29 protein-coding genes and 3 pseudogenes are annotated in these 25,082 nt (G+C 60.0%); 18 read left to right on the top strand and 14 right to left on the bottom strand.

The features are described 5' to 3' along the window. A pseudogene (locus ACM5SV_RS35255) lies at nucleotides 1-190 on the bottom strand (hypothetical protein); the annotation flags it as partial. Between the two features lie 170 nt (nucleotides 191-360). Between ACM5SV_RS35255 and ACM5SV_RS35250 the strand changes: the two are divergent. The 7 genes and pseudogenes from ACM5SV_RS35250 to ACM5SV_RS35220 form a co-directional block, all read left to right on the top strand. Beyond that, nucleotides 361-651, top strand: a complete 291-nt coding sequence (locus ACM5SV_RS35250) for a type II toxin-antitoxin system Phd/YefM family antitoxin (RefSeq protein WP_011654078.1) — start codon at nucleotides 361-363, stop codon at nucleotides 649-651. Next, on the top strand, nucleotides 648-1,025 hold the full coding sequence (locus ACM5SV_RS35245) for a type II toxin-antitoxin system VapC family toxin (RefSeq protein WP_018071687.1): 378 nt from the start codon (nucleotides 648-650) through the stop codon (nucleotides 1,023-1,025). The genes ACM5SV_RS35250 and ACM5SV_RS35245 overlap by 4 nt, the downstream gene beginning before the upstream one ends. An 11-nt stretch (nucleotides 1,026-1,036) precedes the next feature. Further along, nucleotides 1,037-1,366: a type II toxin-antitoxin system Phd/YefM family antitoxin gene (locus tag ACM5SV_RS35240; RefSeq protein WP_012760597.1), complete on the top strand. Its 330-nt coding sequence runs from the start codon at nucleotides 1,037-1,039 to the stop codon at nucleotides 1,364-1,366. Next, a complete protein-coding gene (locus ACM5SV_RS35235) occupies nucleotides 1,363-2,505 on the top strand; it encodes a site-specific integrase (protein WP_419425517.1) in 1,143 nt (380 codons plus the stop codon). Before ACM5SV_RS35240 ends, ACM5SV_RS35235 begins: the two co-directional genes overlap by 4 nt. A 118-nt stretch (nucleotides 2,506-2,623) precedes the next feature. Then, nucleotides 2,624-2,872: a type II toxin-antitoxin system VapB family antitoxin gene (locus tag ACM5SV_RS35230; RefSeq protein WP_003555240.1), complete on the top strand. Its 249-nt coding sequence runs from the start codon at nucleotides 2,624-2,626 to the stop codon at nucleotides 2,870-2,872. Then, complete coding sequence (locus tag ACM5SV_RS35225) at nucleotides 2,869-3,255, top strand: type II toxin-antitoxin system VapC family toxin (protein WP_003555238.1); 387 nt, start codon at nucleotides 2,869-2,871, stop codon at nucleotides 3,253-3,255. Before ACM5SV_RS35230 ends, ACM5SV_RS35225 begins: the two co-directional genes overlap by 4 nt. Nucleotides 3,256-3,443: 188 nt before the next feature. Continuing rightward, nucleotides 3,444-3,858, top strand: a pseudogene (locus tag ACM5SV_RS35220) (transposase); the annotation flags it as partial. A gap of 67 nt (nucleotides 3,859-3,925) precedes the next feature. Here the strand turns inward: ACM5SV_RS35220 and repC are convergent. The 5 genes from repC to ACM5SV_RS35195 all read right to left on the bottom strand — a co-directional run bounded on the left by repC (nucleotide 3,926) and on the right by ACM5SV_RS35195 (nucleotide 10,021). Then, a complete protein-coding gene (gene repC / locus ACM5SV_RS35215; RefSeq protein ID WP_222027062.1) occupies nucleotides 3,926-5,233 on the bottom strand; it encodes a plasmid replication protein RepC in 1,308 nt (435 codons plus the stop codon). Between the two features lie 199 nt (nucleotides 5,234-5,432). Then, nucleotides 5,433-6,422, bottom strand: a complete 990-nt coding sequence (repB, locus tag ACM5SV_RS35210; RefSeq protein WP_222027061.1) for a plasmid partitioning protein RepB — start codon at nucleotides 6,420-6,422, stop codon at nucleotides 5,433-5,435. Then, a complete protein-coding gene (gene repA, locus ACM5SV_RS35205; protein WP_222079418.1) occupies nucleotides 6,419-7,636 on the bottom strand; it encodes a plasmid partitioning protein RepA in 1,218 nt (405 codons plus the stop codon). Before repA ends, repB begins: the two co-directional genes overlap by 4 nt. A gap of 262 nt (nucleotides 7,637-7,898) precedes the next feature. Continuing rightward, nucleotides 7,899-8,075: a hypothetical protein gene (locus ACM5SV_RS35200; protein ID WP_419425516.1), complete on the bottom strand. Its 177-nt coding sequence runs from the start codon at nucleotides 8,073-8,075 to the stop codon at nucleotides 7,899-7,901. An 860-nt stretch (nucleotides 8,076-8,935) separates the two neighbouring features. Next, nucleotides 8,936-10,021, bottom strand: coding sequence for an ROK family protein (locus tag ACM5SV_RS35195; RefSeq protein WP_012760602.1), 1,086 nt, complete (start codon nucleotides 10,019-10,021; stop codon nucleotides 8,936-8,938). Between the two features lie 124 nt (nucleotides 10,022-10,145). Here ACM5SV_RS35195 and otsB point away from each other — a divergent pair, with 124 nt between their 5' ends. The 7 genes from otsB to ACM5SV_RS35160 all read left to right on the top strand — a co-directional run bounded on the left by otsB (nucleotide 10,146) and on the right by ACM5SV_RS35160 (nucleotide 17,018). Continuing rightward, complete coding sequence (gene otsB / locus ACM5SV_RS35190) at nucleotides 10,146-10,925, top strand: trehalose-phosphatase (RefSeq protein WP_206615926.1); 780 nt, start codon at nucleotides 10,146-10,148, stop codon at nucleotides 10,923-10,925. A 198-nt stretch (nucleotides 10,926-11,123) separates the two neighbouring features. Next, the gene (locus ACM5SV_RS35185; RefSeq protein WP_012760604.1) at nucleotides 11,124-12,008 is read left to right on the top strand and encodes a helix-turn-helix domain-containing protein; all 885 of its coding nucleotides are present in this window, start codon (nucleotides 11,124-11,126) and stop codon (nucleotides 12,006-12,008) included. Between the two features lie 215 nt (nucleotides 12,009-12,223). Further along, a complete protein-coding gene (locus tag ACM5SV_RS35180; RefSeq protein WP_017997565.1) occupies nucleotides 12,224-13,297 on the top strand; it encodes a sugar ABC transporter substrate-binding protein in 1,074 nt (357 codons plus the stop codon). Nucleotides 13,298-13,368: 71 nt separating this feature from the next. Then, complete coding sequence (locus ACM5SV_RS35175; RefSeq protein ID WP_012760606.1) at nucleotides 13,369-14,190, top strand: ATP-binding cassette domain-containing protein; 822 nt, start codon at nucleotides 13,369-13,371, stop codon at nucleotides 14,188-14,190. After that, the gene (locus ACM5SV_RS35170) at nucleotides 14,187-15,446 is read left to right on the top strand and encodes a sugar ABC transporter permease (protein WP_419425515.1); all 1,260 of its coding nucleotides are present in this window, start codon (nucleotides 14,187-14,189) and stop codon (nucleotides 15,444-15,446) included. The genes ACM5SV_RS35175 and ACM5SV_RS35170 overlap by 4 nt, the downstream gene beginning before the upstream one ends. A gap of 26 nt (nucleotides 15,447-15,472) precedes the next feature. Then, nucleotides 15,473-16,201, top strand: a complete 729-nt coding sequence (locus ACM5SV_RS35165) for an SDR family oxidoreductase (protein WP_003555218.1) — start codon at nucleotides 15,473-15,475, stop codon at nucleotides 16,199-16,201. 52 nt (nucleotides 16,202-16,253) lie between these two features. Continuing rightward, nucleotides 16,254-17,018 carry an SDR family NAD(P)-dependent oxidoreductase gene (locus ACM5SV_RS35160; RefSeq protein ID WP_419425514.1) on the top strand — a complete coding sequence of 255 codons (765 nt, stop codon included), beginning with the start codon at nucleotides 16,254-16,256 and terminating at the stop codon, nucleotides 17,016-17,018. A gap of 174 nt (nucleotides 17,019-17,192) precedes the next feature. Here the strand turns inward: ACM5SV_RS35160 and ACM5SV_RS35155 are convergent, their stop codons facing one another. Both ACM5SV_RS35155 and ACM5SV_RS35150 read right to left on the bottom strand, forming a co-directional pair. Beyond that, the gene (locus tag ACM5SV_RS35155) at nucleotides 17,193-17,588 is read right to left on the bottom strand and encodes a VOC family protein (RefSeq protein WP_128406758.1); all 396 of its coding nucleotides are present in this window, start codon (nucleotides 17,586-17,588) and stop codon (nucleotides 17,193-17,195) included. 87 nt (nucleotides 17,589-17,675) lie between these two features. Then, on the bottom strand, nucleotides 17,676-18,101 hold the full coding sequence (locus tag ACM5SV_RS35150; RefSeq protein WP_012760611.1) for a hypothetical protein: 426 nt from the start codon (nucleotides 18,099-18,101) through the stop codon (nucleotides 17,676-17,678). A gap of 121 nt (nucleotides 18,102-18,222) precedes the next feature. Between ACM5SV_RS35150 and ACM5SV_RS35145 the strand changes: the two genes are divergently transcribed. Continuing rightward, on the top strand, nucleotides 18,223-18,822 hold the full coding sequence (locus ACM5SV_RS35145; RefSeq protein ID WP_017997569.1) for a TetR/AcrR family transcriptional regulator: 600 nt from the start codon (nucleotides 18,223-18,225) through the stop codon (nucleotides 18,820-18,822). A 114-nt stretch (nucleotides 18,823-18,936) separates the two neighbouring features. On the opposite strand, the gene ACM5SV_RS35140 is transcribed toward ACM5SV_RS35145, so the two are convergent. The 6 genes and pseudogenes from ACM5SV_RS35140 to rapA2 all read right to left on the bottom strand — a co-directional run bounded on the left by ACM5SV_RS35140 (nucleotide 18,937) and on the right by rapA2 (nucleotide 23,890). Beyond that, nucleotides 18,937-19,959 (bottom strand): sensor histidine kinase, encoded by a 1,023-nt coding sequence (locus tag ACM5SV_RS35140; protein WP_419425513.1) that lies wholly within the window; start codon nucleotides 19,957-19,959, stop codon nucleotides 18,937-18,939. Continuing rightward, complete coding sequence (locus ACM5SV_RS35135; RefSeq protein WP_419425512.1) at nucleotides 19,959-20,663, bottom strand: response regulator; 705 nt, start codon at nucleotides 20,661-20,663, stop codon at nucleotides 19,959-19,961. The genes ACM5SV_RS35140 and ACM5SV_RS35135 overlap by 1 nt, the downstream gene beginning before the upstream one ends. 47 nt (nucleotides 20,664-20,710) lie before the next feature. Continuing rightward, on the bottom strand, nucleotides 20,711-22,207 hold the full coding sequence (locus ACM5SV_RS35130; protein ID WP_419425511.1) for a DUF4153 domain-containing protein: 1,497 nt from the start codon (nucleotides 22,205-22,207) through the stop codon (nucleotides 20,711-20,713). A 269-nt stretch (nucleotides 22,208-22,476) separates the two neighbouring features. Beyond that, a pseudogene (locus ACM5SV_RS35125) lies at nucleotides 22,477-22,685 on the bottom strand (helix-turn-helix transcriptional regulator); the annotation flags it as partial. A 107-nt stretch (nucleotides 22,686-22,792) separates the two neighbouring features. Continuing rightward, the gene (locus tag ACM5SV_RS35120) at nucleotides 22,793-22,981 is read right to left on the bottom strand and encodes a hypothetical protein (protein WP_003555203.1); all 189 of its coding nucleotides are present in this window, start codon (nucleotides 22,979-22,981) and stop codon (nucleotides 22,793-22,795) included. Between the two features lie 195 nt (nucleotides 22,982-23,176). Continuing rightward, nucleotides 23,177-23,890, bottom strand: a complete 714-nt coding sequence (gene rapA2, locus ACM5SV_RS35115; protein ID WP_003555201.1) for a calcium-binding lectin RapA2 — start codon at nucleotides 23,888-23,890, stop codon at nucleotides 23,177-23,179. Nucleotides 23,891-24,343: 453 nt separating this feature from the next. Between rapA2 and ACM5SV_RS35110 the strand changes: the two genes are divergently transcribed. From ACM5SV_RS35110 to ACM5SV_RS35100, 3 genes are read left to right on the top strand one after another with little or no spacing between them, the layout of a single operon-like run. After that, nucleotides 24,344-24,496 carry a hypothetical protein gene (locus tag ACM5SV_RS35110; RefSeq protein WP_222004535.1) on the top strand — a complete coding sequence of 51 codons (153 nt, stop codon included), beginning with the start codon at nucleotides 24,344-24,346 and terminating at the stop codon, nucleotides 24,494-24,496. A 38-nt stretch (nucleotides 24,497-24,534) separates the two neighbouring features. Then, nucleotides 24,535-24,771 (top strand): 30S ribosomal protein S21, encoded by a 237-nt coding sequence (gene rpsU, locus ACM5SV_RS35105; protein WP_012760619.1) that lies wholly within the window; start codon nucleotides 24,535-24,537, stop codon nucleotides 24,769-24,771. A 60-nt stretch (nucleotides 24,772-24,831) separates the two neighbouring features. After that, nucleotides 24,832-25,026: a hypothetical protein gene (locus ACM5SV_RS35100; RefSeq protein ID WP_003555197.1), complete on the top strand. Its 195-nt coding sequence runs from the start codon at nucleotides 24,832-24,834 to the stop codon at nucleotides 25,024-25,026. Nucleotides 25,027-25,082: the final 56 nt, after the last annotated feature.

The following is a 25,082-nucleotide window of genomic DNA, read 5'->3' as shown; positions in this document are numbered from 1 at the left end:
TCACCCCATCCCGTCTCTCCCGGCCACCATCCTTGCCCGGGCTTAAACGCTGGAGCCACCAACGGTCATCAGCGCTCGACGCTTCTGCCTGCCAAACCGGCAGCGCCATCGAATCTGCCCCACTTACCCCCAGCAAGCTGGAGATTGGCAATTTGGCGAGATCGTAAGACATTGAAATCATGGTAAACACGTCATTAACCAGAAGCGATATCGATGCTAGCTTCCGTCATCGCTCGGGATTTTCTGAAAAGTTATAACCATCGATAAGTAGCTCTTATCGGAAGTGATACGTACAGATGGATTGTACGCACGGGTTTACGGTGCTATCGTGCAGCTTGAGAGGCAAAATCGGAGCGCACGATGTCCCAGACCAGCTACAAGATCAGCGAAGCGCGGAAAAATTTCGCCGAGGTGCTCGAGCGCGCCAACCAGGGCGAAGAAATCATTATCATGCGGGGCAGTGAGATCTATGCCCGCATCGGCCCAGCCGATGGCGGCAAGCGCCCCTTCGGCTTGCTGCGCCAGCGCGGCCTGCCCGACGACCTGTTCGACGAGGTAGATGCCGAGCAGGCGGCAATCGACGCCGGCGACTGGACCGATGATGTCGGCGTCTGGCAGGGTGGTCCATCCGACCGCCAGTCCCAGCCATGAAGATTCTGCTCGACAGCCACGCTGTCTACTGGTGGACAATCGGCAGCGAGCGGCTGTCCGGGATGGCCCGGTCGCTGATCGAGGACAAGGCCAACAGCGTCCTCGTCAGCGCCGTGTCCTTCTACGAGCTCGACAACAAGATGCGTTTGAAAAAGCTCGATCTTAAACCGCAGGAACTGCGCGCTGCCGTCTCTGACAGTGGCCTACAGACACTTGCCATCACCGACCTGCACGCCGAACTGGCGGCAAGCTTCGACTGGGATCACCGCGATCCCTGGGACCGCATTCTCGCCGCCCAGACGCGGTTGGAACATTGTGCCTTCGTGTCGCTCGACACCGCCTTCGATGCGGTGCTGCACGAACGCGTATGGTAAGGAGGTTGGTGATGATGATATTCGCTGATGTCCAGGAAGCCGCGGAACGCTTGGAGGAGCTCATCGAATTGGCCCGTCAGGACGAGGTCTATGTGTGCCGGGACGGACGACCTGTTGCAAGGCTCACCGCGTTTTCTTCGAGCCCTGTTCTCGGATCTGACCAGCCCACGAAGAGCCTTGGCGACGGGGTAGCGGCCGCTTCAGCCAGCAGGATCGCCGAGGCCGGAAGACCTTCTTCGCTCGATGATGTCTGGGCTATTGCTGCGACAGGCAGGCCGAAAGACGTGGATCTGACGTCCGCGCACGATGACTTCTACGACGCAGACGGCGCGCCGCGATGAGTGTCACGCATTCTGCATCCGTCACCAGCCGCGCCGAGGCCCTGGACACCATCGCAGCCGTGCTGCCGATCGACCGCCGTGACAAGCTCGCCGAGCTCTTGACCGACCAGGATGTCGAGACGCTGCGGCATCTCGTCAATGCCGGTATGGGCGACAACACGCTGCGGGCACTGACCTCCGACCTCGCCTATCTCGAAGCCTGGTCGCTTGCGGCGACGGGTAGCGCCCTGCCCTGGCCAGCGGCGGAGGCGCTGCTGCTTAAATTTGTCGCCCACCATCTGTGGGATCCGCAACGGCGCGAAAACGACCCCGAGCATGGCATGCCGGCCGATGTCGAAGACGTCTTGCGCTTTCGCGGCTTCCTGAGGTCTCTGGGGCCACACGCACCCGACACGGTGCGGCGGCGCCTCGCCAACTGGTCGACGCTGACCAAATGGCGCGGCCTCGACGGCGCCTTCACCTCCCCTGCCCTGAAGTCGGCGATCCGGCTGGCGGTGCGCGCCGTGCCGCGGCCACGCCGCCGCAAAAGCGCCAAGGCGGTCACCGGCGAGGTGCTGGCCAGGCTGCTCGCGACCTGCAGGAGTGACAGTTTGCGCGACGTTCGCGATCGGGCGATCCTAATGGTCGCCTTCGCCTCCGGCGGTCGTCGTCGCAGCGAAGTCGCGGGTCTGCGCCGGGAGCAACTGACGGTCGAGGCGCCGGTCACCGGTGAGGACGACATCCCCCTCCCCTCGCTCGCCATCCATCTTGGCCGCACCAAGAATTCCGGTGCCAGCCAGGACGAGGTCGTCTATCTGACCGGCCGGCCGGTGGACGCGCTGAATGCCTGGTTGACGGCTGCAAAAGTCGACGGCGGCAGCGTGTTTCGAGCGATCGATCGCTGGGGCAATGTATCCCGACGGGCGCTCGACCCAAAAGCGGTCAACGATATCGTCAAGCGGCGGGTGGCAGAGGCTGGGCTGGAGCCTGGGGAGTTTTCGGCGCATGGACTTCGGTCGGGCTATCTGACGGAGGCTGCGAACCGCGGCATCCCGCTTCCCGAAGCCATGGAGCAATCGCGCCACCGCTCTGTGCAGCAGGCATCCAGCTACTATAACAACGCTACGCGGCGAAGCGGTCGCGCTGCTCGAATGCTCTAGGTGGCTCCATCTAAATGTCCGGTAATTTATCGGACATTATTCGACAGGCTTGAAAATGAAGAAGATTGCGCATAGAAATCTAGAAAGAACGCTATTTTTCTAGACGGAAATTATCGGAATGAGCCTCAGCATCAAGGATCCGGAAGCCCATCGCTTGGCGCAGGCGATCTCCCACGCCACGGGAGAAAGCATGACCCGCGTTGTCACCGAGGCGCTGCGCGAGCGGTTCGCGAAGATCGAACGGCGAAAGGGGCGTGCCAGCGTCGAGGAGCTCCTGGCGATCGCCGATCGCGCCGCAGCGCACGTCAAACGCCCCTATGTCGACCATGCCGAGTTCCTTTACGACGAGAACGGCCTGCCGAAATGATCATCGATACCTCGGCCCTGGTCGCAATCCTCTACCGTGAGCCCGAGGCGGCGAGTTTCGTTAAGATCATCCATGACGCGGAGCTCACGCGGATCAGCGTCGCCAATTACGTCGAGTTGTCGATGGTGGTCGAGGGTCAGCTCGGCCCCGACGGCATGCGCCAGGCCGAGGCCTTCTTCCGGCGCGCCGGCATCATCATCGAGCCTGTCACGCTCGAGCATGGCGAATTGGCAAGGCAGGCGTTTCTCGATTTCGGAAAAGGTCGTCACAAGGCCGGTCTCAACTTTGGCGACTGCTTTGCCTATGCTCTGGCGAAAGCGTCCGGCGAGCCGCTGCTGTTCAAGGGCAACGATTTCGCTCAAACCGATGTCCGGGCGGCGTGATCATGGCGGAAGAGAGACTGCAGTCAGGAGTTGAGGCCCTACCGCCTGCGAATGAGCCCCTCCCCTGCCGCTGCCGCGATGGCTTTTCGCCCGTTGTTGCGTCCGGCGCAGCCGGCTTGGTGGATGGCACCCTCTTCGGCCTCTTCTTGGCACGAGAAGATTTTCCGCTGCCCCGATCGATGTCACGGGTGAAGGTATCCCACGATACGGTGTGGCAGTTCCTGCGGCGTGAGGGATTGCGGTTCAAAAAAACACTGTTCGCCCTTGACCGGGCGCGCGCTGACGTCGCGCAACGGCGACAGCGCTGGCGATCCTGGCAGTCTGGCCTCGATCCAAGACGGCTGGTCTTTATCGATGAAACCTGGATCAAGACCAACATGGCGGCGCTTCGAGGGTGGGGGCCGAAGGGCAAACGCCTGCGCAGCTTCGCCCCGCACGGACATTGGCGCACCCTGACTTTCCTCGGCGCGTTGCGCTGCGATCGGCTCACCGCACCCTGTGTCTTCGATGGACTCGATCAAGGGTGAGTGCTTTCGCGCCTATGTCGAGCAGCAACTCGTACCAGTGCTCAAACCCGGCGACATCGTCGTGATGGATAATCTCGTAGCAGCCTGCAGAGTTTTGCCCGAGCTTAGCTATCTATCGGCGCCGCCCGCACGGAGCCGAAGGCCTATCCAACTTTCCGCCCGGCCGGCGCATTTGCCCGCAGAAGCGCCATCAGCATTGGGCCGATCGCGAATTCGCCCTTTTCGCTTCGCCGCGTCAGGCCACGAAGATAGCCACCGGCCGAATTAATGTGGCCGCCTCGCTCCAGGATGCATGCCATTACGGTCGCGGCGTTTTCCGGACCCATCACATTGGCGGCCTCTTCGTAGGCCGATGGACTGACGCCCAGCATCGATCGAACGATGACGGCTGCGGCCATCAGATCGCGCCAGTTGCGGATTGCGCCATCCGGCCCATAGGCAAGGATTTCCGGGCAGGCCTGCAGAACCAGGCCGAGCGGGAAGGATTTCAGTCCGCCACCATCGTTGCGGCCCCCCGGCCGTCGACTTTGCTCTTCCTCCATCTGATGGAAGGGATGGGTTGCCTTACCCCTTCCCTTCTCTGCCGTCACGGCCCCTCGGTCGTTGTCTGGCTCAGCTATCGCGCCCTGCTTCGTTTCGAAGCCTGGTTCAAATTCAGGTTTAGATTCGGGATTTGAATTCTGTATGTGACGCTCGATATAATCGGCATTGCCGCGCTGTTTTGCTGATTTAACCCGACTTTCCAGCCGGTTAAGAATATCTGTGCGCAGACCCGTCAATTCGTCGAGCAACAGTTCAAGCTGCGCTGTCGTCGGCGATCGCGGCAGGCTTTCGATCAGGTCCCGGAATTCGCGGTATAGGCCTTGCCAATCCCCAGGGATCTCTTCTTCAACGGCCGCTTCGATCAGTTTTGCAATGTCACGGCGGCAAAGGGTGATGCGTTCACGCAGACGCTGGACATGCAGCCGCTCAGCCATAACCTCGGCCGCGAGCTGTTCGATCTCCTCGGCACGGGCAAGCAGCGGCGCCAGCGAGAAGCCGAACGCCTCATCGACCTCCCCTGCCCTGTCCCTGCGGACGTAACGCTTGCCGTTGGGGCTATCCTTGCGTACCAGAAGACCCGCCTCGACGAGCGCGGCGAGATGACGCCGCACAGTCTGTTCGGCCATGCCATGCGTTCTGAGCGAAAGCTGGATATTCGACGGGAAGACGATCAAGCCGTTTCCCTGGGCCAGCTCATTCTTCGGATAGAAGCTCAAAAGAGCGTTGAGCACGGCAAGCGCCCGATCGCCGATGCCGAGCAGCGGCTTTGCTTCGCACAGCGCGCGAAACAATTTCCACTTATCGACCGACTGATCCGGTTTGATTTCTCCGGCCATGACCTGGCTTGCGAGCATGCCGAGCGTCATCGACCGCCGCCCAAAGGGCGTCGTCACACTTCCGGTTTCCATATCTTCCACCTCAACGAGGCAAAAGAAATCCGCTCACCAAAACGGCGCCAAAAACTCTTGACAGCGATTCTCGGAAGTGCGATTCTCGGAGGTGTTCAAGACTACGAGGAAAGCTTCCGTGACGGTGACGTTCGGGGGCTTTTTTCTTTTGCGCGTTATCTCCTATCCGGATTGTCAGCTGACAACCGGTCTAACTGCCTCATTTTCCCTCGTTTTCCTCTTCGAACTCGGCGGCGAGGCCTATCAACCGCTGAGCCAGGAATTCCGAAAACGCCGCCGATTTGACGGTGATGCGAAAGGTTTTGCCGGACCGGGCCACCAAAGCAAGCGGCGCGCCGCCTTGGGTCCGGAGCGTTTGCTCGGCCCGCTGAGGTGCACTCTTCTCCTCTACCGCCTTCCAGATGACATCGAAGCGGCTGTTGGTCTCCAACGTCACGAAATCAGCAGCTCTGATGGCAGCCTGCGCCTTTTTCTGCCCGCCCGTCTCCCTGAATTTCTCGGCAAACGCCAACCAGCGCGGGCGTCCGACCTTGGGGGCCGGCCCGATGGCGAGAATGATCTCGGGATCGATCGTCTGAGCCACCTGCAGGAGCCTTGACGTTTCCGGCTTGTCTGTCGCCAGCGCCTTGGAAATCATGTCACGGCTGAAGCCATGCTCGTCCATGCGGCGTGCAAACAGTGCCCGCTCTATAAAACTCAAGTCGACACGGGGGCCGTTCTCCTGACCCTGTGCAAGGATAAGCTCTTCATCTGTGAGCTTACGTACAACGGCCTTAACAGGAACCCCGATCTCTGCGGCCGCCCGCAGGCGCCTGTGGCCATAGGCGGCCTGGTAGTGCCCGGCCCTTGCCGGGTCCGGACGCACCAGAATTGGAACCTGCTGTCCGCTTTCCTGGATGGACTGCTTCAATCGCTCGAACTCGGCATCCTTGTCGACCGGGATGCGGTCGCGGATGAACGACATTTCGACCGCAGCCGGATCGATCTCCAACACCTTGTCGCCGGAAGCCAGCGATTCCCGCAGTGCCTTGGCGGCGGCTGCTTCCTCTCCCAGCCGTCCAAGCGACAGGTTCATCGCCTTGACCGCTCCCGAAGGCCGATGCGGCTGTTGCACGCTTGGCACGTCCGGCCGTGTCGGTTCGACAGCGCCGACCATGCTTTTCAGGATGTCGCGTCCTTTTGGGCTCATGTCCTGCTCCATGCGCTGCGAATGAGTTGCTCGACCTCGGCATTGACGCTGTCGACGGATTCCACCCCGCGGTCATAGGTCTGGCGATGCATCGTTTCGCGTCCGGCCTCGTAGATCGTCTGTTTCGACAGGCCAGCATCCGAGACCGCTGTCGACTTGACCATCATCGAGGTCAGCACACGCTCGCCAAACAGGCTGCGCAGGAAGGCAACGATCTGCGCCTGCGGTCCATCATTGGACTCATAGCGGGTGACCAGATAGCGCATCCAGTCGTAATCAAGATTGCCGCCTGCCTGCTTGACCACGGCCAGAAGGTCGGAGGTCATCGTCAGGAACTGGTTCATCGACGCAACGTCGAGCATCTGCGGATGGACGGTGATAAGGACGGAGGTGGCGGCACAAAGAGCAGAGAGCGTCAGAAAGCCGAGGGTGGGGGGGCAATCGATGATGACGACATCGTAGCTCTGCTCCAGCGAATGCAGCGCATTGCCGACCCGCATGAAGAACATGTCCTTGTCGTCGCGGTTGGTGTCGGCGAGCGCCTTTGGCGTATCGTGTTCGAACTCGTGCAGTTCGAGATTGCCGGGAATGAGATCGAGCCCCGGAAAATAGGTCTGGCGGACGATGTCGGCTACGTCGCGGCGCGTTTCGTCATATTTGATGGCACCGTAAAGCGTCTCGTTTTCGCCGACGTCGAATTCGGGTTGATATCCGAGCATCGCCGACATCGACGCCTGCGGATCGAGGTCGACGGCGAGCACGCGGTAGCCGCGAAGAGCCAGGAACTGCGCCAGGTGGATTGATGTCGTCGTCTTGCCGGAGCCACCTTTGAAATTGGTGACGGCGATCACCTGGAGATGGTCACCCGGCCGGCGCATCGGCAGATAGGACGGTTTGGTGCGCCCGAGATGGTGGCGCATCGCATGGATTTCCTCAAGCGAGAAGACCCGTCGACCGGCCGCCGTCTTTTCCGGATTGATGCTTTCCACCTGGGCGGCAAGGTGGCGAACATAGCTGTCGGTAACGCCGAGCAGCTTGGCAGTCTCGGTGCTGCTGAACCGCCGTAGCGATTTGCGGGCGTCGGGCGAAAACAACCGCTCGAACAGCACCTGCAATTGGCTGCTGAGCATCGTCGAGTCCTGCGCGATGGTCTCGTCGATCGAGACTCGACTCGCTCTCTTGGCTTTCTCAACAATCGCGGCCTTAGTCGGCATTCACGCAAATCCTGATAAATCGGGTCATTTTGCGCAAATGATCGTGAGTCTGCCGATTCCGTCAAGCGATTTCTTGGTTAGCCAATGGATAACAGACAGGATTGAACGAAAAAATCATGTGGAATTCCGGAATCTTAGCTCAATTGTCAGCTGACAATGGCGGCGGTGCCCGCACCCGTCGATGCCAGACGCTAACGCAGGTGCCGACTCACCGGAAAACAACATCCACTGCTTGAGCACGTCGGACCAGACAATCCGTTTCTCATTTATAGGCAGATGAACGGCACAGGCCTTCGGTTTCCATCCCGCGGACAGGTTCGTTGCCGGCGGACTTGTCATTTGTGTCCTGGGTTGCGGCATCGCGCCGTGGCTGCGCAAGGCCGAGCATTTGTTCGAGACGGCCAGCATTGAGCGGAGCGCTTATTCCCTTGAAATTCATGATCCATCTTTCGTCTGCGCATCGATTGCGTGAAGCCTTGGAGATAAGCGCAATTTGAAGCCGCCGAGAACCGCCCGCCGGCGTTATCACCATCTTTTCCAAGCACGCGCGAAGGGGAGGGGAGAGCCCCATCTTCAAGCGCCGATCCGAAACGCGGCCTTTGGCGGCGACGCTCGCCGCTCGGGTCTCTTCCCCGCGCAAGGATAGAAGAGGGGCGCGCAGGAGCGGCCTGACATGCGAAAGGCCCCATCTTATCGGCACCGGCGAACTAGGCTATCGCAGATCATGCGGCACCAGAATTCGGAGACTGCGATATGGGTTTTACCACGGGCAAGGGTGCTGCTGCGGACCAACGGGGGAGGGGACCCGCAGCCCGAATTTTCGTGCCGATCGAAGTCGGTGAGATACTGGGAGCGGCTGGCGTCAAGGGGTTCCGGTTCGTTGGTACAGACATCCGATAATCGCCAGGCCAGGTCGATGGCACCAGTCTAGTCACGTGCCGGGTTGAGCGCGAACAGGGTTGCAGACATCCCAGGCTGTCATCAACCGCCACGATGAATACAGCGCATGCTAGGCGAATCAGGTTTCGGCGAGTATCATCGACAGTGCTCGCAGCGATCGTACCGAGATATTGCTGACGTTATTGGTAGCCCGGGCGACAGATCTCACCTCCAGGTTGGCAAAGCCGCCGTCTTCTAGCGGAACTTATTGGCGCGTTCGCTTCCGTCCACGGAATTCCTTCTTGTTTACCTGCTATTTACCATAACGCGGCACGCCGGCGGCAAAGCCTAATCGCGGATCGCAAGCATCGCGGCCGCTCCAGCGTTCCTTACGTAGAGTGGCGCGAGGCAGGCATTCCACTATCGCACTTTCGTGCCCTCGCGATTGGTAAAGTGCGCATTGCCCAACCCCGTGCCTATGGTCAGCACGGCCCATCTCGACACGTCGCTCATAAAAGGGATCTGCGACAATCCCTGCACGACTGCATCGTTGTGCATCATCACGAATGTGCTGTCGTCGCCGATCTCAGGAATGGCCTTCATCAGTGCGGCGGGAAGGTTGAAACTGTCGCTCTCCCAGTTTCCGCCCGGCAGGTTTTGTCCGCCACGTTCGATTGAACCATCGGCTTTGATGATGCCGGGGCATGCTATCCCGATGATCGGCGCTGGCTTGAGATTGGCCTTCTCGGCCTTGCCGATCAGATCCCGCAACATCGCCGCCAACCTTTCGATCGTGGCGGTGCGGCTTGGCTCATCGTCGGCATGACGCCAGATGGTGGATTCCCAGACGCTTGCATCCGCGAAATTCGGCACGTCGTCCTTTCCGAATTTAACGACGCCGGCGCGAACGTTCGTGCCGCCGATATCAACGGCGAGGATCGCCTCGTGGCCCTTGAACATCCAGCGCGGCATCAGGTGGATCGCACCGATCAGTCCGGCCTCATCGGGGTGATGTACGATCGGCACGACTTCGACGTCGACGCCGGCCGCTTTAAGAATGACCATGGTCCTGGCGATTGTCAGTTCGCCAAAGTGGCTCCGACGAAAGCCGCCGCCAACGACGATGCGTTCTGTCTTTCCCCAGCCTTTGTCTTTCAGAAACTTTGCTATCACATCGGCAAAGTCTTGCGCAAAATCCTCCACTGCCCCCATGACCAACGCCGCCGCCGCCAAATCATCGCCCTTCAAAATAGCGTCGATTTTTTTCTTGGAGAGTTTCTCCGTCGCGGTCTTGCCGATCGGGTCGTCTCCAACCTTGCGGATGCGTTTTCTCCAATCGTCGAGCTTTTGTTGGAACGTCTTTTTGTTGGCGTTGTCGCCAACGAAGCCATCCTTGTCACGCAGTTCGTTATTGTAATCGTCGATCGCTACCAATGGCAGGTTTAAAGCGCCATGTGCCAACGGGGCATTGATCTCATCACGGGGATCGGAACTGCTTTTGGCCATCAATGTACCTTCTACGGCGCGAGTGCTCGAACGGGCGGCGAGATACAACGCGAACTATCCTCTGGATGTTCCGGACTCTGAAAAATCACCTTGCCCTTGCCGGTTGGCGACCTAGCTTCAATGATTGCAGAGTTTGGAGAATGCCGTGCAGGACGATGCCGCTACACAGGAAATGCTTTCACTGGTCTTGGAGGAACCGGACCGCTGGGCAATGTTTCTCGATATCGACGGAACGCTGCTCAATCTTGCACCCACACCGGATGCGATAGAGGTTCCAGAGGCGCTTCCTGGACAACTTCATCGCCTGTCGAACAAGCTCGGCGGCGCCTTGGCGCTGGTCACCGGACGGTCTCTTGCTTATGCAGACGCGCTGTTCAAACCCTTTGCATTTCCGACAGCAGGCCTGCACGGCGCCGAAATCAGGAACGCCGCCGGAATGCAGACGCTCGAGGCGACACCCGAGTTTCAGGCGTTGAAACATGCGCTGACCGCTGAAGCCGAGCACTACCCTGGCGTCCTGATCGAGGACAAGGGCGCGGCCGTTGCCGCCCACTACCGGCTGGCGCCGGAATATGAAAAGGTGCTCGAAGACCGCATGCACCACTATGCGGAGCTCGCCGGGCCGAACTGGGCATTGCAGCTCGGCAAGATGGTATTCGAGCTGCGCCCGGCACGGTCGAGCAAGGGCGATGCGCTGGAGCGGTTCTTCCAGTCCGACCCGTTCAAGAACCGCTCGCCGATTACCATTGGCGATGATCTGACCGACGAGTCGATGTTTGCGATCGCCAATGCGCGTGGTGGCGTTTCCGTGCGTGTCGGCGCGATCGGCGCTCCGAGCTGCGCCACGAGCCGGCTGTCCTCTTCTGCGCTGGTCAGAAACGTGATTGCCGCCTTGGCCGCCTGAGGTACGCCGTTGGACGATGTGCATGCGGGTTGCTGTCGTCTTTACACCGGCTGCGCAGTGTCAATTGTCAAAAAAGTATCGGTTTTACCCGGGAATCGTGGTGGCGGGCACGACACGAGACCATTACACTCTCCTTAACAATAAAGCCAAAAAGGGAACTTGGCGGACGGCCTGGAACAGTCCTTGGAGGAGGAAACAATGGAACCCGACTTGGAAGTGGTTCAGATCCGGCCCGGCGAATCTTTCGCGACGAAGGCGCATGGCTATCCCTACCATACGGTTCGCTGGCATTTTCATCCGGAATACGAACTTCATCTCGTCGTGGCGACGACGGGACGCTATTTCGTCGGCGACTTCATCGGCGAATTTGAACCGGGCAACCTTGTGCTTGCCGGACCTAATCTTCCCCATAACTGGATCAGCGATGTCCCGAAAGGATCGAGCATTCCGCTTCGATGCCAGCTCATCCAGTTCAGCGAGAATTTCATCAGCGGTACTATGAAGGTGCTGGCCGAACTCGGGCCCTTCGATCCGGTTCTTGAAGCCTCGCGGCGCGGCGTGCTCTTCGGCGCCGATACCAGCCGGCAGGTGGCTCCCCTGATGAACGAGGTGCAGCAGGCACACGGTGTGCGTCGTATCGAGCTGTTCATGATGATCGTCGGCCTGCTCAGCCGGGCGCAGGATTCCCAGCTTCTCGCCAGCCCGAGCTATCTGCCCGATCCATCTGGCTACATGTCTGCCGGCATCAACAAGGCGCTCGCCTATATCAGAGAGAACCTGACGAAATCCTTCGACGAAGCCGATCTGGCGACGATTGCTGACCAGTCGACCGGCGCCTTTTCGCGCGCATTCCGCCGCCATACCGGCATGTCGCTGGTACAGTATGTGAAACGCCTGCGCATCAATCTCGCCTGCCAGATCCTGATGAGCGATGACCACGCATCGATCACCGATATCTGCTTCGAGGTCGGCTTCAACAATCTGTCCAACTTCAACCGGCAGTTTCTCGCGGAAAAGGGCATGACGCCTTCTCGCTTCAGGCGGTTGTTGGGCGACAATATCAACGTGGCAAAGGCGGCCTAGAGGAGCCGAACGAGCACGTCCAAAGGACGAGGGAGGACGAGGAGGAGGAACCAATACTGACACTGACTTGAACGGGGGCACGCGATGAGCGGCTCGCGATTGGAAATGCTTGTCCTCAAAGACGTCAAACCGCCGGGGCAGGCGCGACCGTTCCTTCAGCCGAACGGCCACAGCAGAACAGTGCGATCACAACACAATTTTTTCAACGGGAGGAGATGGAAATGATGAAATTCTCAACAAAGGCGGCAGGCGCCGCGGTATTTGTCCTGTCCTTGCTTGGTGGTACTTCCGCCTTTGCGCAAACCGCCGTTGCGGATGCGACAGTGGCATTCCTCATGCCCGACCAGGGATCGACCCGCTACGAGGAGCACGACCACCCGGGCTTCGTCGCGGAAATGAAGAAGCTTTGTGCGTCGTGCAAGGTTCTCTATCAGAACGCCGATGCCGATATCGCAAAACAACAGCAACAGTTCAATTCGGCCATCACGCAAGGCGCCAAGGTCATCGTGCTGGACCCGGTGGATTCGGCGGCCGCCGCATCGCTCGTCCAGCTTGCACAGAGCCAGGGTGTCAAGGTCATTGCCTATGACCGCCCGATCCCGAAAGGCAAGGCCGATTTTTACGTCTCCTTCGACAACAAGGCGATCGGCAAGGCAATTGCGGAATCGCTCGTCCAGCATCTGAAGGCGCAGAACGTGCCGACCGATGGCGGCGGCATCCTGCAGATCAATGGTTCGCCGACCGATGCGGCTGCCGGGCTGATCAAGGACGGCATTCACGAGGGTCTGGCGAGCGGCGGTTACAAGACGCTTGCCGAATTCGACACGCCGAACTGGCAGCCCGCGAACGCCCAGCAATGGGCGGGCGGCCAGATCACCCGTTTCGGCAAACAGATCGTCGGCGTGGTCGCTGCCAATGACGGCACTGGGGGTGGCGCCATCGCAGCCTTCAAGGCAGCAGGTGTCGATCCGGTGCCGCCGGTCACCGGCAATGATGCGACGATCGCGGCTCTACAGCTGATCATCGCAGGGGATCAGTACAATACGATTTCAAAGCCGAGCGAAATCGTCGCCGCTGCCGCTGCCGACGTCGCCGTGAAGCTTCTGGCCGGAGAAACGATCAAGGCCGAAATGACGCTCTACGACACGCCGGCGCAGCTCTTCGTCCCTGCCGTCGTTACTGCTGAAAACCTCAAGGCCGAGATCATCGACAAGAAGATCAACACCGCCGAGGAACTGTGCACCGGCCGCTATGCCGACGGCTGCAAGAAGCTCGGCATCACCAAATAATAGAGCCAAGGGAATGCGCGGCCGGACCACCGGTCGCGCTTCCGATTTTTCCTTTTTCGAAAGGCCAGGCGATGTCTGAAACCTCTCATACTCCTGACCCTTCCCGTCAGCCTGTCCTCAGTCTGCGTGGAATATCGAAGAACTTCGGGGCAGTGTCGGCGCTCACCGATATCGACCTCGACGTGTATGCCGGCGAGGTGGTGGCGCTGGTGGGCGACAACGGCGCTGGCAAATCGACGCTGGTCAAGATCCTGGCCGGCGTGCATCAGCCAAGTTCGGGCACGATCTTCTTCGAAAGCAAGCCGGCCAACCTGTCGAGCCCAAGTGCTGCGCTCGACCTCGGCATCGCAACCGTCTTCCAGGATCTGGCGCTTTGCGAAAATCTGGACGTCGTCGCCAATATCTTCCTCGGCAAGGAACTCAACCCATTTCAGCTGGATGAGGTTGCGATGGAGATTGCCGCCTGGAAGCTCTTGAACGAGCTCTCGGCCCGCATTCCGAGCGTGCGCGAACCTGTTGCCTCACTCTCCGGCGGACAGCGCCAGACGGTCGCGATCGCCCGATCGCTGCTGCTCGAGCCGAAACTGATCATGCTCGACGAACCCACAGCTGCGCTGGGCGTTGCCCAGACCGCCGAAGTGCTCGACCTCATCGAGCGCGTGCGTGAGCGCGGCCTCGCCGTCATCATGATCAGCCACAATATGGAGGATGTTCGTGCCGTCGCCGACCGAATTGTCGTCCTTCGGCTCGGCCGCAACAATGGCACCATGCTACCCGACGCATCCAATGAGCAGCTCGTCAGCGCCATCACCGGTGCATCCAACAATTCCGTCTCCCGCCGCGCGTCGCGCCGCCAGGCGCAAAGCCAACAGAACGAGGAGGGCAGGCCATGATGAAGACCATCCAGAATGAGCCGGCGGCACCTGCGCTGCTCGACCGAAGTGACGAAAGAGTACGCCACGACGATAGCCTTACCGGCTCGATCCGCGCCTTTGGGGATCGCATCCGCTCAGGCGATCTCGGTTCGCTGCCGGTCATTGTCGGCCTGGCGATCATCTGGACGGTGTTCCAGGCGCTCAATCCGGTGTTTCTCTCGAGCAGCAACCTCGTCAACATGCTGTTCGACTGCTCGACGGTCGGTGTCATCTCACTCGGCATCGTCTGCATTCTGATGGTGGGTGAGATCGACCTTTCCGTCGGCTCCGTCAGCGGCTTCGCCTCGGCACTGGTCGGCGTCTTCTGGGTCAACCAGGGCTGGCCGGTGGTTCTCGCGGTCCTCGCCGCCATGATCGTCGGCGTCCTGATCGGCTCGCTCTACGCATTTCTCTTCAACCGCTTCGGCATGCCGAGCTTCGTGTCGACGCTGTCCGGGCTGCTCGCGGTTCTCGGCCTGCAGCTCTATATCCTCGGAGCGACCGGTTCGATCAATCTTCCCTATGGTTCCTGGCTCGTGAGTTTCGGTCAGATCATGGTCATGCCGGACCCGATCGCCTATCTGCTGGTGGCACTTGCCGGCATTGCCTTCTTCTTCGCTAGCTATCGCACCTCGGCGCGCCGGCGGGCGGCCGGCCTGTCAGCGAAATCGGCCCGCGGGCTGCTTCTACGCGCCGTCATCATCACACTCGCCGTGGAAGCTGTCACGTTCTATCTTAACCAGTCGCGCGGCATTCCGTGGATGTTCGGCCTTTTCGTCGGGCTCACCAGCGCGATGAATTATGCGCTGACGCGCACCAAATGGGGACGCTCGATGCATGCCGTCGGCGGCAACAGGGAGGCCGCCCGTCGTTCCGGCATCAACGTCTCGCGCATCTATACGAGCGCTTTCGTCATGTGCGCTCTGCTTGCGGCAACCGGCGGCGTTCTCTCCGCCGCACGGCTGGCGACGGCAAGTCAGCAAGCCGGCACCGGCGACGTCAATCTCAATGCCATCGCCGCAGCAGTTATCGGCGGCACGAGCCTGTTTGGCGGGCGAGGCAGTGCCTATTCAGCCCTTCTCGGCATCATCGTCATTCAGTCGATTGCCAGCGGGCTGACGCTTCTCGATCTGTCATCGTCACTTCGATACATGATCACCGGCGCTGTCCTTGCCGTCGCCGTCATCGTCGACTCGCTGGCACGCCGCTCGCGAATTTCGCACGGCCGAGCCTAAAGCAACTGAGAAAACAGAGGAAGAAAATGGGACAGGATCTGTCTGGAAAAGTCGCGGCCGTCACCGGAGCGGCGTCGGGTATCGGCCTGGAATGCGCCAAGGCTTTGCTTGCCGCCGGCGTTCGGGTGGTGCTGGTCGACCGTAACGAGGAAGCGTTGCGGGAAATCTGCTCGAAACTCGACGCCAACGCCATTCCCTTGGTCATCGATCTCACCGATCCGAAAAGCGTCGAACGGATGATGCCTGAGATACTGGAAAAAACCGGCCAACTGGATATCTTCCACGCCAATGCCGGCTCTTATATCGGCGGCGAAGTGCTGGGCGGAGATCCTGATGCCTGGGACCGGATGCTCAATCTGAACATCAACGCCGCATTCCGTTCGGTGCATGCCGTCCTGCCGCATATGGTCGAGCGCAAGACCGGGGATATCATCCTGACGAGTTCCGTTGCCGGCATGATCCCTGTCGTCTGGGAGCCGATCTACACCGCCTCGAAACACGCGGTCCAGGCATTCGTCCACACGCTGCGGCGGCAGGTGGCCAAGCATGGCTTGCGCGTCGGCGCCGTCGCTCCAGGCCCAGTCGTCACCGCCCTTCTCAGCGATTGGCCACAGGAGAAGTTGGACGAGGCACTCGCAGCCGGCGGCCTGATGGAGGCGAACGAAGTGGCCGAAGCCGTGCTCTTCATGCTGACGCGCCCACGCAACATTACGATCCGCGATCTCGTCATCCTGCCGCAGAGCGCCGACATCTGACGAAAGTGCATCCGTCTTCAACACTCGCGAACCCACTCAAGAGGAAACGGCCATGATCTTCGACAGATTTCGCCTGAACGGACAGGTGGCGCTGGTGACCGGCGGCACGCGCGGCATCGGGCTTGCCATCGCCGAGGCGCTCGGCGAGGCGGGCGCCAAAGTCATCATCACGGGCAGAACCCGCAATCTGGCCGCGGAAGACCAGCTCTCCAGGGCCGGCGTCGATTGCGATTTCATCGCCGTCGACCTGATGAAGGAAAGCGCTGCCGACGAACTCGTCGCTGAGACTCTTTCGCGGGCGGGGCGGCTCGACATCCTCGTCAACAATGCCGGCATCGCCATTCACGGCGACAGCGGCGAATTCTCCGATGCCATCTGGCGCGAAATCATGACGGTCAACGTCGACGCCGTCTTTCGCGCCTGCCGCGCCGCATTAGCACCGATGCGGCGCCAAGGCGGCGGCGCCATCCTCAATATCGGCTCGATATCGGGCATCGTGTCCAACATTCCCCAGAACCAGGTCGCCTATAACACCTCGAAGGCGGCGGTCCACATGATGACGAAGAGCCTCGCCAGCGAGGTTGCCGCTGAAAACATCCGCGTCAACGCCATCGCCCCCGGCTATATCGAGACCGATCTGTCGCGCGGCGGCATCGACAATCCCGACTGGTTCCCGACCTGGCGCAGCATGACCCCGATGGGACGCGTCGGGCAGCCGGAGGAGGTGGCGGGTGCCGCAATGTTCCTCTGCTCGGCGGCAGCAAGTTATGTCACCGGCGAAGTGCTGGTTATCGACGGCGGTTATACAACGCGCTGAAACCCGAAGACGGGGAGGGCGGCTCGCAGCCGCTTGGTTGGTGCGAGCCGCCGATTGTCCTCCGCGCGATCTTCTGATTGTGACACAGATGCAGACACTTCGCGGCTATCGGGGCCTTACCATCTCACGCTCGCGCGCAGTCCGAAAACCGCTCCCGTTTTTCGGCATCGTGCTCTAATTTAGGCAATCCAGCATCCACTGGACGCCAAAGCGATCCGTGAGCTTGCCATAATAGCTTCCCCATGGCTGGACGGCGAGTGGTGTCGTGATCTTGCCGCCCTCGGCCAGCCGTGCAAAGAGGCTGGCGGTACTGTCGCGGTCTTCCATGATCAGCATGTGGGCGGAGCCTCGCATCGGCTCGGCGTCATGATTGTCCGAAGCGAAGAACAGAACGTCGGGTCCTTCGAAGCGGGCATGCATCACCTTCCCGCGCATGGCTTCGGGGGCAGCGGACATTCCGTCTGCATCGTGCCGCTTCAATTGCGTGACTTGGCCAAGCCCGCATTCGGTGTAGAAAGCAAGCGCTTGCTCGCAGCCGTTGGCGAAGAACAAGTAGTTGGCAAGCTGCATGGCTTCACTCCCGTACCGTTCCGGACCATGACGCCTCAGTGTCCGCGCCCCGGCGCAGCGGGTCCGGGGCTTTTGCGCATTCCACAGTCATTGCGTCGCGCCACCTTGGATAGCGGCGACAAGATCGGCATTGCTATAGCTGCGGCTGGCGATGCCCCACGCCCCCTCGGGCGCGTAGATGATGTTCGACCATATGTGTTCTCGCCTGAGCCGGCCCTCGGCGGCTTGTTCGACGACGTCGGCTGCTTTTTCGAAGAAGGCCTGCCTGGTCTCTGCACTTACCAGCGCAATCTCAGGCAGCTTGAGTTCGATGAAAGCCGCAGCAATCGGCTTTCCCGCAGCAAGCACATGCTCGCGCGGCAGCACGTTGATGGTGCCGATGACATTGGCCGTCATGAAAGTGTTGCCGGTCAAGCCCGCGGCATCAAGCAACGCGTCTGTCAATCCGGCAAAAGCCTGCGCCTGGCCCTCCAGCGAGAGCAGGCCTTCAGGTACGGTGAGCGTGATGGGCATCGGATTGTCTCCCTGTTTGAACCATGACCGCTTTTGATATATACCGATCACTCTTTATGCATACACATCGATCACTCTCTTAGCAAGACATAAAGAGTGCTCGCTCTTAAAAAGGACGGACATGCGCTACAGTGCCGAGCATAAGCAGGAGACCCGAACGCGGGTCATTGCCGCGGCTGGACGGGTTTTCAGACAGGAAGGCTATGGCGGTGCGGGCATCGATGCATTGACCAAGGCGGCAGGCGTGACCAACGGCGCCTTCTACGGACATTTCAAGTCCAAGGGGGAAGCCTTTCGAACCGCCGTGCTAACCGGCCTAGAAGAGCTGCGGCAAGGAATTGCGGGGTTAAAGGCCAGTCAACCGAAAGACTGGCTGGCGACATTCGTCGGCTACTATCTCGGCTATAAAAGAACCTGCGATCTGGGTGAGAGCTGCGCTCTGCCGAGCCTTTCCCCCGACGTGGTGCGCGCAGACGATGAAACACGAAGCGCCTATACGGTGGAACTCAAACGTCTCATCGAGGAAATTGCGGCCGGCTTGCCGGAGGGTGAGGTATCGGGTCAACCTCAAACGCGCCGGGAAGACCAGGCGATCTTGCTGCTCGCCATGCTCAGTGGCGGTGTGACCCTCGCCCGCGCTGCTTCCGACCCGGCGCTGTCCAAACGCATTGCAGACGTCATCGCGAAGGCTGCGCTGACGGCGATAGACCCTGGAAACTGATCCCTCCCTCAGGGCAGCGCGGGCTTGAAATCCGTGGAGCGGGTCTCGAAGACAAATCGCGGCTCGGCGTCGAGAAGCGCAGTCAGTTCCGCCGCACATCGCTTCGGCGCGACCTCAGCCAGATAAAATTTGCAAAGGTATGGTGATTTCGAACTCGGTACCGGCGCCGGTCGCTCGCAGCAGGCGGATCGCGCCACCATGGGAGCTCAGCATGGCGCCGACGATACTGAGGCCCATACCGGTGCCACCCTGTTCGCGGCGCGTTGAGTAAAACGGCTGAAAGATGCGTTGGCGATTTACCTCGGAGATACCGCTGCCGTCGTCACGGACAAGAATGACGGCAGCTCGGGCGTCGGTCGATACTCTGATTTCCAACAGCGTGGCGCCGTGCTGAAGAGCGTTGTCGGCAAGATTGGCAAAGACGATGCCGGCTGCCTCCTGGGGAAGAGCAACCGATATTTCCGTATCACCTGAGCCGGAAACACGGAGGGCGGGAAACCGTCCGCGCAGTGAGGATAAAATCTCGGTGACGCTGCTTTTGCCTTCGGCCACGGGCGTTTCCGCCTGGGCAAGCTCCCTTAGCCGCTGCAACAACGCGTCGAGCCGGACGGCATCGGCGACGATGTTGTCGAGAAAGTGCAAACGCTGCACCTTCGTCATCGGCTTTTCGGCATCATCGTCACGCAGAAGCTCCGCCGCGCCGCGGATCGCCGTCAGTGGCGATTTCAGTTCATGGGAGACATGGGCGGCAAAGGAACGCACGTATTCGGTGCGATCGACCAGTTTTCCGGCAAGATCAAGGAAGCTTTGCGACAGCACAGCGATCTCGCGCGTTCCATAGCTTTCCAGCGGCCGGATTGCTCCCTTGCCGCCGCGGGCGATCTCTTCCGTTCGGGCGATCAAAGCGTCGATAGGCCCTGTGATGGTGCGCGTCAGCACATAAGCAACGCCGAGCGTCAGCATGAAGACGACGGCGAGGGCGCCGATTTCCGCCGGCGCCATCCGGTTCGAACTCGCTTCCACGGCGCGAAACCAGATGACGATCAGGATTGGCAGCGCCATGACCGCGAGAAGCACGACGTAGACAATCAGCGCCAGTGTCGGCCGCCATTTCGTCCTGACTTTCGGTGCCGACATCAGGCCTTCCTCCCGATTTCACGGCCGAGTTTGAAGCCGATGCCGTGAACGGTTGCGATAATCACCTGGCCGCCGGCCACCAGGAACTTGGCCCGGATGTTGCGGATATGGCTGTCAATCGTCCGGTCAGCGACATAGGTACCGGCGCCATAGGCCGCTTCCATCAGTTGTTCGCGGCTGAAGACCATATCGGGGCGTGACAACAATGCGTCCAGGATTGCGAATTCAAGCGCTGTCATTGCGATGGTGTTCTCGCCAAACATGACCGTCCTGCCGCGGCGATCCAGGCTGAGCTCACCGGCGACAAGGGTGGCGTGGCGTCTGTCAGGCTCTGCCCCATTGCTGCTGCGCTTCAAAATCGCCTTGACCCTAGCCACGAGTTCGCGCGGGCTGAACGGTTTGGTGACATAATCGTCTCCACCTATTTCGAGACCCAGTATCCTGTCGATCTCCTCGTCACGCGCCGAAAGAAACAGGATCGGCAATCCCGACGTCTTGCGGATCTGGCGGCAGACTTCCAGACCGTCCATCTCGGGCATGCCGATATCGAGGATGATGAGATCGATGTTGCCACGGCGGAAGGCCGCCATCGCCTCGGTGCCGTTGCGGGCTGCCATCCAGGCCAGGCCAGCCCGCTCAAGGGCGAAGCAGATCACGTCGCGGATGTGAGGTTCGTCATCGACGACGAGAATGCGGGGCGCCATCACCGGTCCTGCGTTGATATGTCGTGCCTGTTGTTATCGTTCTCGCACTATCTTGCAATGGCGGCGGGAGACAGAAGATAGGCCTCCAGCCGCGAAGAACGAAAACTCCAGCTCCGCCAGTCTCGGGGGCGATGCTCGAATTTCCAGACGAGCGAGCCCCGGATAAGCTGTGCTTCGCTGATCTTGTCGGTTCTGTATTCCGGTAGCGCGCGAATATGGAGATCAAGGGCCGGAATGGCGGAAGGGCCAAGCGTGGAGAGATAATAAATATCGAGCGGCGGGCCATCGTGGCTGATCTCCTGGCTGTGGGCGACATTGAAGCGGGCGATGACATCAGGGAGATCAATGAAGGCACTGATATAGAGCACGGCAATCAGGGAAGCGAGGTTGGCGGCGATCAGCCACTCGTTGGATCGGTTGAGCAGAATGCGCAGCAGGATCAAGACAAGGCCGATAGCGACGAGGCCCATCCAGAGACCGGCGGCAACGCGCAGTTCCGTCAGCGAATAGGCCTCGACGTAAAGTCCAAGCCGCAGCATCGAGGACAGGCAGAGAAGGACGTTCTGGCCGATCCAGGCGTGGACGAGGCCGCGGATCAGCGAACTTTGATCGCCGGGGCCGCCGTGACGCATGGCGAGGAGAACGAAACCGGCGGCCAGAAGCGCCGTCGCAATCAGCGGATAGGCGCCGCGATGAGCATATTCGGCATGGCTCATGTGATCGGGCAGGTCTGCGCCGCCCCAGAGATAGACGAGATCGAGAAGTGTCTGCACGGCAAAGAGGGCGTTGAAGAGGAACAGCGACCGCAGCAGGGAGGCCCGGCCGAGCGGTGCATTCCTGGTCGGCACGATGACGAACGCCCTGCCGGCTTGCGACCTCGCGGTGCGACGCTTCAGGCGCGGCCGCAATAGCGCCCAGATCACAGCGGCGATCATCATCCAGAAGCCGATCCGCCACAGGTCGAGAAATTGCAACAGAACGGCAAAACGGATACTGCGCAACGCGATCTCGATAAGCGGGTTCGCCGCTGCAAAGAGGAACACGAAGACTGCGGCGAGAGCGAGCGGCATGATCCAGAGGCCGACGCCCTGCCAAACGACGGTGAAGGAGAAACGTTTGGCCGGCGCCTTGAGATATTTCCTAAAATCGTCGGCAAGCCGCAAGGGAATGATGAGAGTGAAACGGAGAAACACCAGCGGCAGACCGGTCAGATTGCGAGGCATAAGCCTGGCGCCGACGAGAGCAACCGCTATCAGCGCGCTGAGGCAAAGGGCGATGCCGGTTAGTGAGGGGGCTTCCAGTAGAGGTGCCGATGCCAGAACCGAAAAACCAAACAGGAGAGCAGCGATTGACGGCGCGCGGATCTTCCCGGCCAAAAGTAGAATGCCGGCGCAGACGGCGAGCGCAAACAGGAAAAGGTTTATGCCGGGCATCTCACCAAAGATCAGAAAATCAGCCAGCGCCACCAGCGCAAACAGGCCGACAATCCGGCTAGTGCCACGCCTGATGGGCATTGCTTCCGTCAGCGTGCCGGTTGTGTCCATTGGTGCTCCTCTCGTAGATGCCGCTTTTCGATGACGATGAGCATGTCTACCGGGCTGGCGTTAGAGGCGGCTTCTCGCGGCCAGCCTGCCTCCGTCAGCCACCATCCGTCATTGCGGAGGCGATCTGGCAAAGCGGGCGGTGTGACGCCGGGCGGGATGGGGTCCTTGCTCATGGCGGAAGAATGCCGCGCCGAATTGCAGATTTTGTGCAGAGAGTAAGCAGCATTTCAGGAAAATCGCTCGGACCCATCAGGGTATGCAGTGGCCCTATCAACCACATCCCGTATGGAAACCGCTATCGATGCCAGCGGCGTGATCCCGACCAGATAAGGCGGCAGACCCGATGGCCGTAAGATCGGCAATGCCCCGTCTAACCGCGTGTCCTCGCCATCGGCGATCAGCAAAGCCTGGCCAATGGCATCGGCCAGCCGGGTGGACGGCTGTCGCAGATATGGGCCGCAGGCGACGGTCTCTCCGACGGCCAGGGAAAATGCCGTGGCAGGATGAAGAGCGTCACCCGATCAGGCGGTGTCTTGCACCACCGTCTCGGTCACGTGCGAAGATATCGAAGAAATGGAGAAGGCCTTATCTGAACCTTGGCGCGCGCTTGGCATTGTGAAGCAATTCGGAGGCGGTCGCGAACGGCCCGAAGAGTTTGAGCAGCAGCGCTTGTTCCTCGGCATCTATGCGGTGACGAGCGCAGAACTCCGTCACCGACCAGACTTTGGTCAGATCGTCTGTTTCGACTTGCCTGGGTTCGATGTGTTCGGTCAACGGCGTGTCCTCCGAACATCGAGACTACGCCACGCCGGCATTTATAAGAACTAGCTAAAAAGAGCTATGCCGATCTGCAGACCTTCAACCGAATATGATTGAACCCCGCCTTTACCGCGCGCGGAACAAGCGGATATACGAAGACGCCCGCCGATTGCGCGGCGGGCGGTGTGTCTCACTGATTATTGCAACTGATCAAGCAAGATGCGCGTCGGTGCCCGTGATGTTGAGCGTCAGAATGCCAGCGTCCGTGTGGCCTTCGCCATCGGAGATCTTGTAGTACTGGACGGTTTCCGTGACGTTCTGGCCGGCAGCCAGGTCTTCCGTCAGCGTATAGGTGAATTCGCCATTCGGCTTGACGTGGAAGATGCCATGGTCGCCGACGATGTCGGTAACAGCGTCGAGGCCGCTTTTGGCGCTGACGTTCGTGCCGTCGAACTGACGGAGGAAGAGCTTGCCGTTGTCGCCGGCAATGTCGTTGTCCAGAACGTTGCCGCCGATGGCGCTACCTTCGTTGAAGCTGTAGTGGTCGTCGACAGCAATCGGCTTTACCTGGGTTACGCCCTGGATGTTCAGGGTGAAGAGGCCGACATCGGTATGACCGCTGCCGTCGGAAATCTTGTAGGAAACCTTCTCCTGGTACGATTCGCCGTTGGCAAAGCCAATCTTGGCAGCGTCGCTGAGGACATAGGTGTAGCTGCCATCTGGCTTAACGAAGAAGGTGCCGTAGTCGCCCTGGATCTCGGTGACCTGGCTGTTGCCGGCCTTGGCGCCAACGCTCGCGCCATCGAAGGCGCGCAGGAAGAGATGGCCGTTGTCGGATGAATCGTTGGAAAGCAGATTTCCGGAAATAACGTCGGTTTCTTTAAATGTTGCACTATCATCAGTTGCATGAATTGGCGAAGCCATTGCACTCTCCTCAAATTGTTTATTGGCGGGTCAATTTCGACCTCAGCGAGCGGCTCCTTTAACAACCTATTAATACTACAAGTCAATGGCCTATTTAACAGAAGGTTAATTTCGACGCCGAACTCCCCGTTGCTTCCATTCCGGCGAAATAATGTCACATTCAAGCCAAATTGAAGAAAATTCGGTAGAAACTATACCCGGCTAACTTGAATAAAATGGCGCAGAGTATATCTGAAGGCGATTGGCGATGCCCGCGCCGTGCCATCCGGGCTATGCGTTGCAATTGTGCTCGCCGAGCCCTATGTTGCTGACGTACCCGATCCAAGCGGAGATCTCAGCCGTTGCCGGCTGGTGACTCAGGCGCTTATGCATCGGCGCGCGCCCTAAGGCTGCGTGATGGGCAATCCCACAAACAATCGATAACGCCGGCCAAGGTTGGCAAAGGATTTCTTTTTGAACAACACACATACAGCCACCATGGTTGCGGCGGCGAATCCGCGTGAGGATGACGAGGCTGTCCGCAGTGCTCCCAGGAACTGGAAGCCGTTTCCCTGCCTTCTCACCCGCCGCGAATTGCAGGCACTGATCGCCGAGCAGCTCGGCTGAGCGGCGATCAGAGCACCATCCAACAAGGAGAATTCGAAATGCAGGTCCTCGTCAGAGACAATAATGTCGATCAAGCGCTCAGGGTCTTGAAAAAGAAAATGCAGCGCGAAGGTCTGTTCCGTGAAATGAAGGAAAGGCGCGCCTATGAAAAGCCGTCCGAACGGCGCGTCAGGGAAAAGGCGCAGGCGATCAGCCGGCAGCGCAAGGCTACGCGCAAGAAGATGCAGCGTGAAGGCCTGCTGCCCGGCCCGAAGCGGACGGCCGCTGCCCGGTAACGGCCTCATCCCACCGGCCTTCCCGGGCTTTGGTGGTTACATTACCTGAAAGGATAGACAATGGACGAACTCAATAGCCTCACCGTTTCGGAAGAACGCATCGAGGATTGCCGCGATGTCGTGGAGCCGGATTTGCAGGATTTGATCCAACGCACCCTGACATCAGGCTTTTCCCTGGAGGAAATCCTCATCGCCGTCAGCGAACTGGTGGCCGAAGACTTTGCGATGGTCATGAAAACACCGAGCGTCCATTGATCGACTGTGTGTCTCGACCGCCTCGGGAATGAGCTCATTAGGTCCGCCACCGGGAA

It is taken from the genome of Rhizobium sp. CRRU65, from assembly GCF_048551595.1.
In the GTDB taxonomy this organism is placed as follows: domain Bacteria; phylum Pseudomonadota; class Alphaproteobacteria; order Rhizobiales; family Rhizobiaceae; genus Rhizobium; species Rhizobium leguminosarum_J.
Note: the sequence above shows the minus strand (reverse complement) of the source record. Positions and strands in the feature narration are given on the sequence as shown.

Excerpts from the sequence above, each read along its gene's own strand:
- ACM5SV_RS35250 (WP_011654078.1), top strand. The coding sequence starts at position 361 with ATGTCCCAGACCAGCTACAAGATCAGCGAAGCGCGGAAAAATTTCGCC.
- ACM5SV_RS35245 (WP_018071687.1), top strand. The coding sequence starts at position 648 with ATGAAGATTCTGCTCGACAGCCACGCTGTCTACTGGTGGACAATCGGC.
- ACM5SV_RS35240 (WP_012760597.1), top strand. The coding sequence starts at position 1,037 with ATGATGATATTCGCTGATGTCCAGGAAGCCGCGGAACGCTTGGAGGAG.
- ACM5SV_RS35235 (WP_419425517.1), top strand. The coding sequence starts at position 1,363 with ATGAGTGTCACGCATTCTGCATCCGTCACCAGCCGCGCCGAGGCCCTG.
- ACM5SV_RS35230 (WP_003555240.1), top strand. The coding sequence starts at position 2,624 with ATGAGCCTCAGCATCAAGGATCCGGAAGCCCATCGCTTGGCGCAGGCG.
- ACM5SV_RS35225 (WP_003555238.1), top strand. The coding sequence starts at position 2,869 with ATGATCATCGATACCTCGGCCCTGGTCGCAATCCTCTACCGTGAGCCC.
- repC (WP_222027062.1), bottom strand. The coding sequence starts at position 5,233 with ATGGAAACCGGAAGTGTGACGACGCCCTTTGGGCGGCGGTCGATGACG.
- repB (WP_222027061.1), bottom strand. The coding sequence starts at position 6,422 with ATGAGCCCAAAAGGACGCGACATCCTGAAAAGCATGGTCGGCGCTGTC.
- repA (WP_222079418.1), bottom strand. The coding sequence starts at position 7,636 with ATGCCGACTAAGGCCGCGATTGTTGAGAAAGCCAAGAGAGCGAGTCGA.
- ACM5SV_RS35200 (WP_419425516.1), bottom strand. The coding sequence starts at position 8,075 with ATGAATTTCAAGGGAATAAGCGCTCCGCTCAATGCTGGCCGTCTCGAA.
- ACM5SV_RS35195 (WP_012760602.1), bottom strand. The coding sequence starts at position 10,021 with ATGGCCAAAAGCAGTTCCGATCCCCGTGATGAGATCAATGCCCCGTTG.
- ACM5SV_RS35185 (WP_012760604.1), top strand. The coding sequence starts at position 11,124 with ATGGAACCCGACTTGGAAGTGGTTCAGATCCGGCCCGGCGAATCTTTC.
- ACM5SV_RS35180 (WP_017997565.1), top strand. The coding sequence starts at position 12,224 with ATGGAAATGATGAAATTCTCAACAAAGGCGGCAGGCGCCGCGGTATTT.
- ACM5SV_RS35175 (WP_012760606.1), top strand. The coding sequence starts at position 13,369 with ATGTCTGAAACCTCTCATACTCCTGACCCTTCCCGTCAGCCTGTCCTC.
- ACM5SV_RS35170 (WP_419425515.1), top strand. The coding sequence starts at position 14,187 with ATGATGAAGACCATCCAGAATGAGCCGGCGGCACCTGCGCTGCTCGAC.
- ACM5SV_RS35165 (WP_003555218.1), top strand. The coding sequence starts at position 15,473 with ATGGGACAGGATCTGTCTGGAAAAGTCGCGGCCGTCACCGGAGCGGCG.
- ACM5SV_RS35160 (WP_419425514.1), top strand. The coding sequence starts at position 16,254 with ATGATCTTCGACAGATTTCGCCTGAACGGACAGGTGGCGCTGGTGACC.
- ACM5SV_RS35155 (WP_128406758.1), bottom strand. The coding sequence starts at position 17,588 with ATGCAGCTTGCCAACTACTTGTTCTTCGCCAACGGCTGCGAGCAAGCG.
- ACM5SV_RS35150 (WP_012760611.1), bottom strand. The coding sequence starts at position 18,101 with ATGCCCATCACGCTCACCGTACCTGAAGGCCTGCTCTCGCTGGAGGGC.
- ACM5SV_RS35145 (WP_017997569.1), top strand. The coding sequence starts at position 18,223 with ATGCGCTACAGTGCCGAGCATAAGCAGGAGACCCGAACGCGGGTCATT.
- ACM5SV_RS35140 (WP_419425513.1), bottom strand. The coding sequence starts at position 19,959 with ATGTCGGCACCGAAAGTCAGGACGAAATGGCGGCCGACACTGGCGCTG.
- ACM5SV_RS35135 (WP_419425512.1), bottom strand. The coding sequence starts at position 20,663 with ATGGCGCCCCGCATTCTCGTCGTCGATGACGAACCTCACATCCGCGAC.
- ACM5SV_RS35130 (WP_419425511.1), bottom strand. The coding sequence starts at position 22,207 with ATGGACACAACCGGCACGCTGACGGAAGCAATGCCCATCAGGCGTGGC.
- rapA2 (WP_003555201.1), bottom strand. The coding sequence starts at position 23,890 with ATGGCTTCGCCAATTCATGCAACTGATGATAGTGCAACATTTAAAGAA.
- rpsU (WP_012760619.1), top strand. The coding sequence starts at position 24,535 with ATGCAGGTCCTCGTCAGAGACAATAATGTCGATCAAGCGCTCAGGGTC.
- ACM5SV_RS35100 (WP_003555197.1), top strand. The coding sequence starts at position 24,832 with ATGGACGAACTCAATAGCCTCACCGTTTCGGAAGAACGCATCGAGGAT.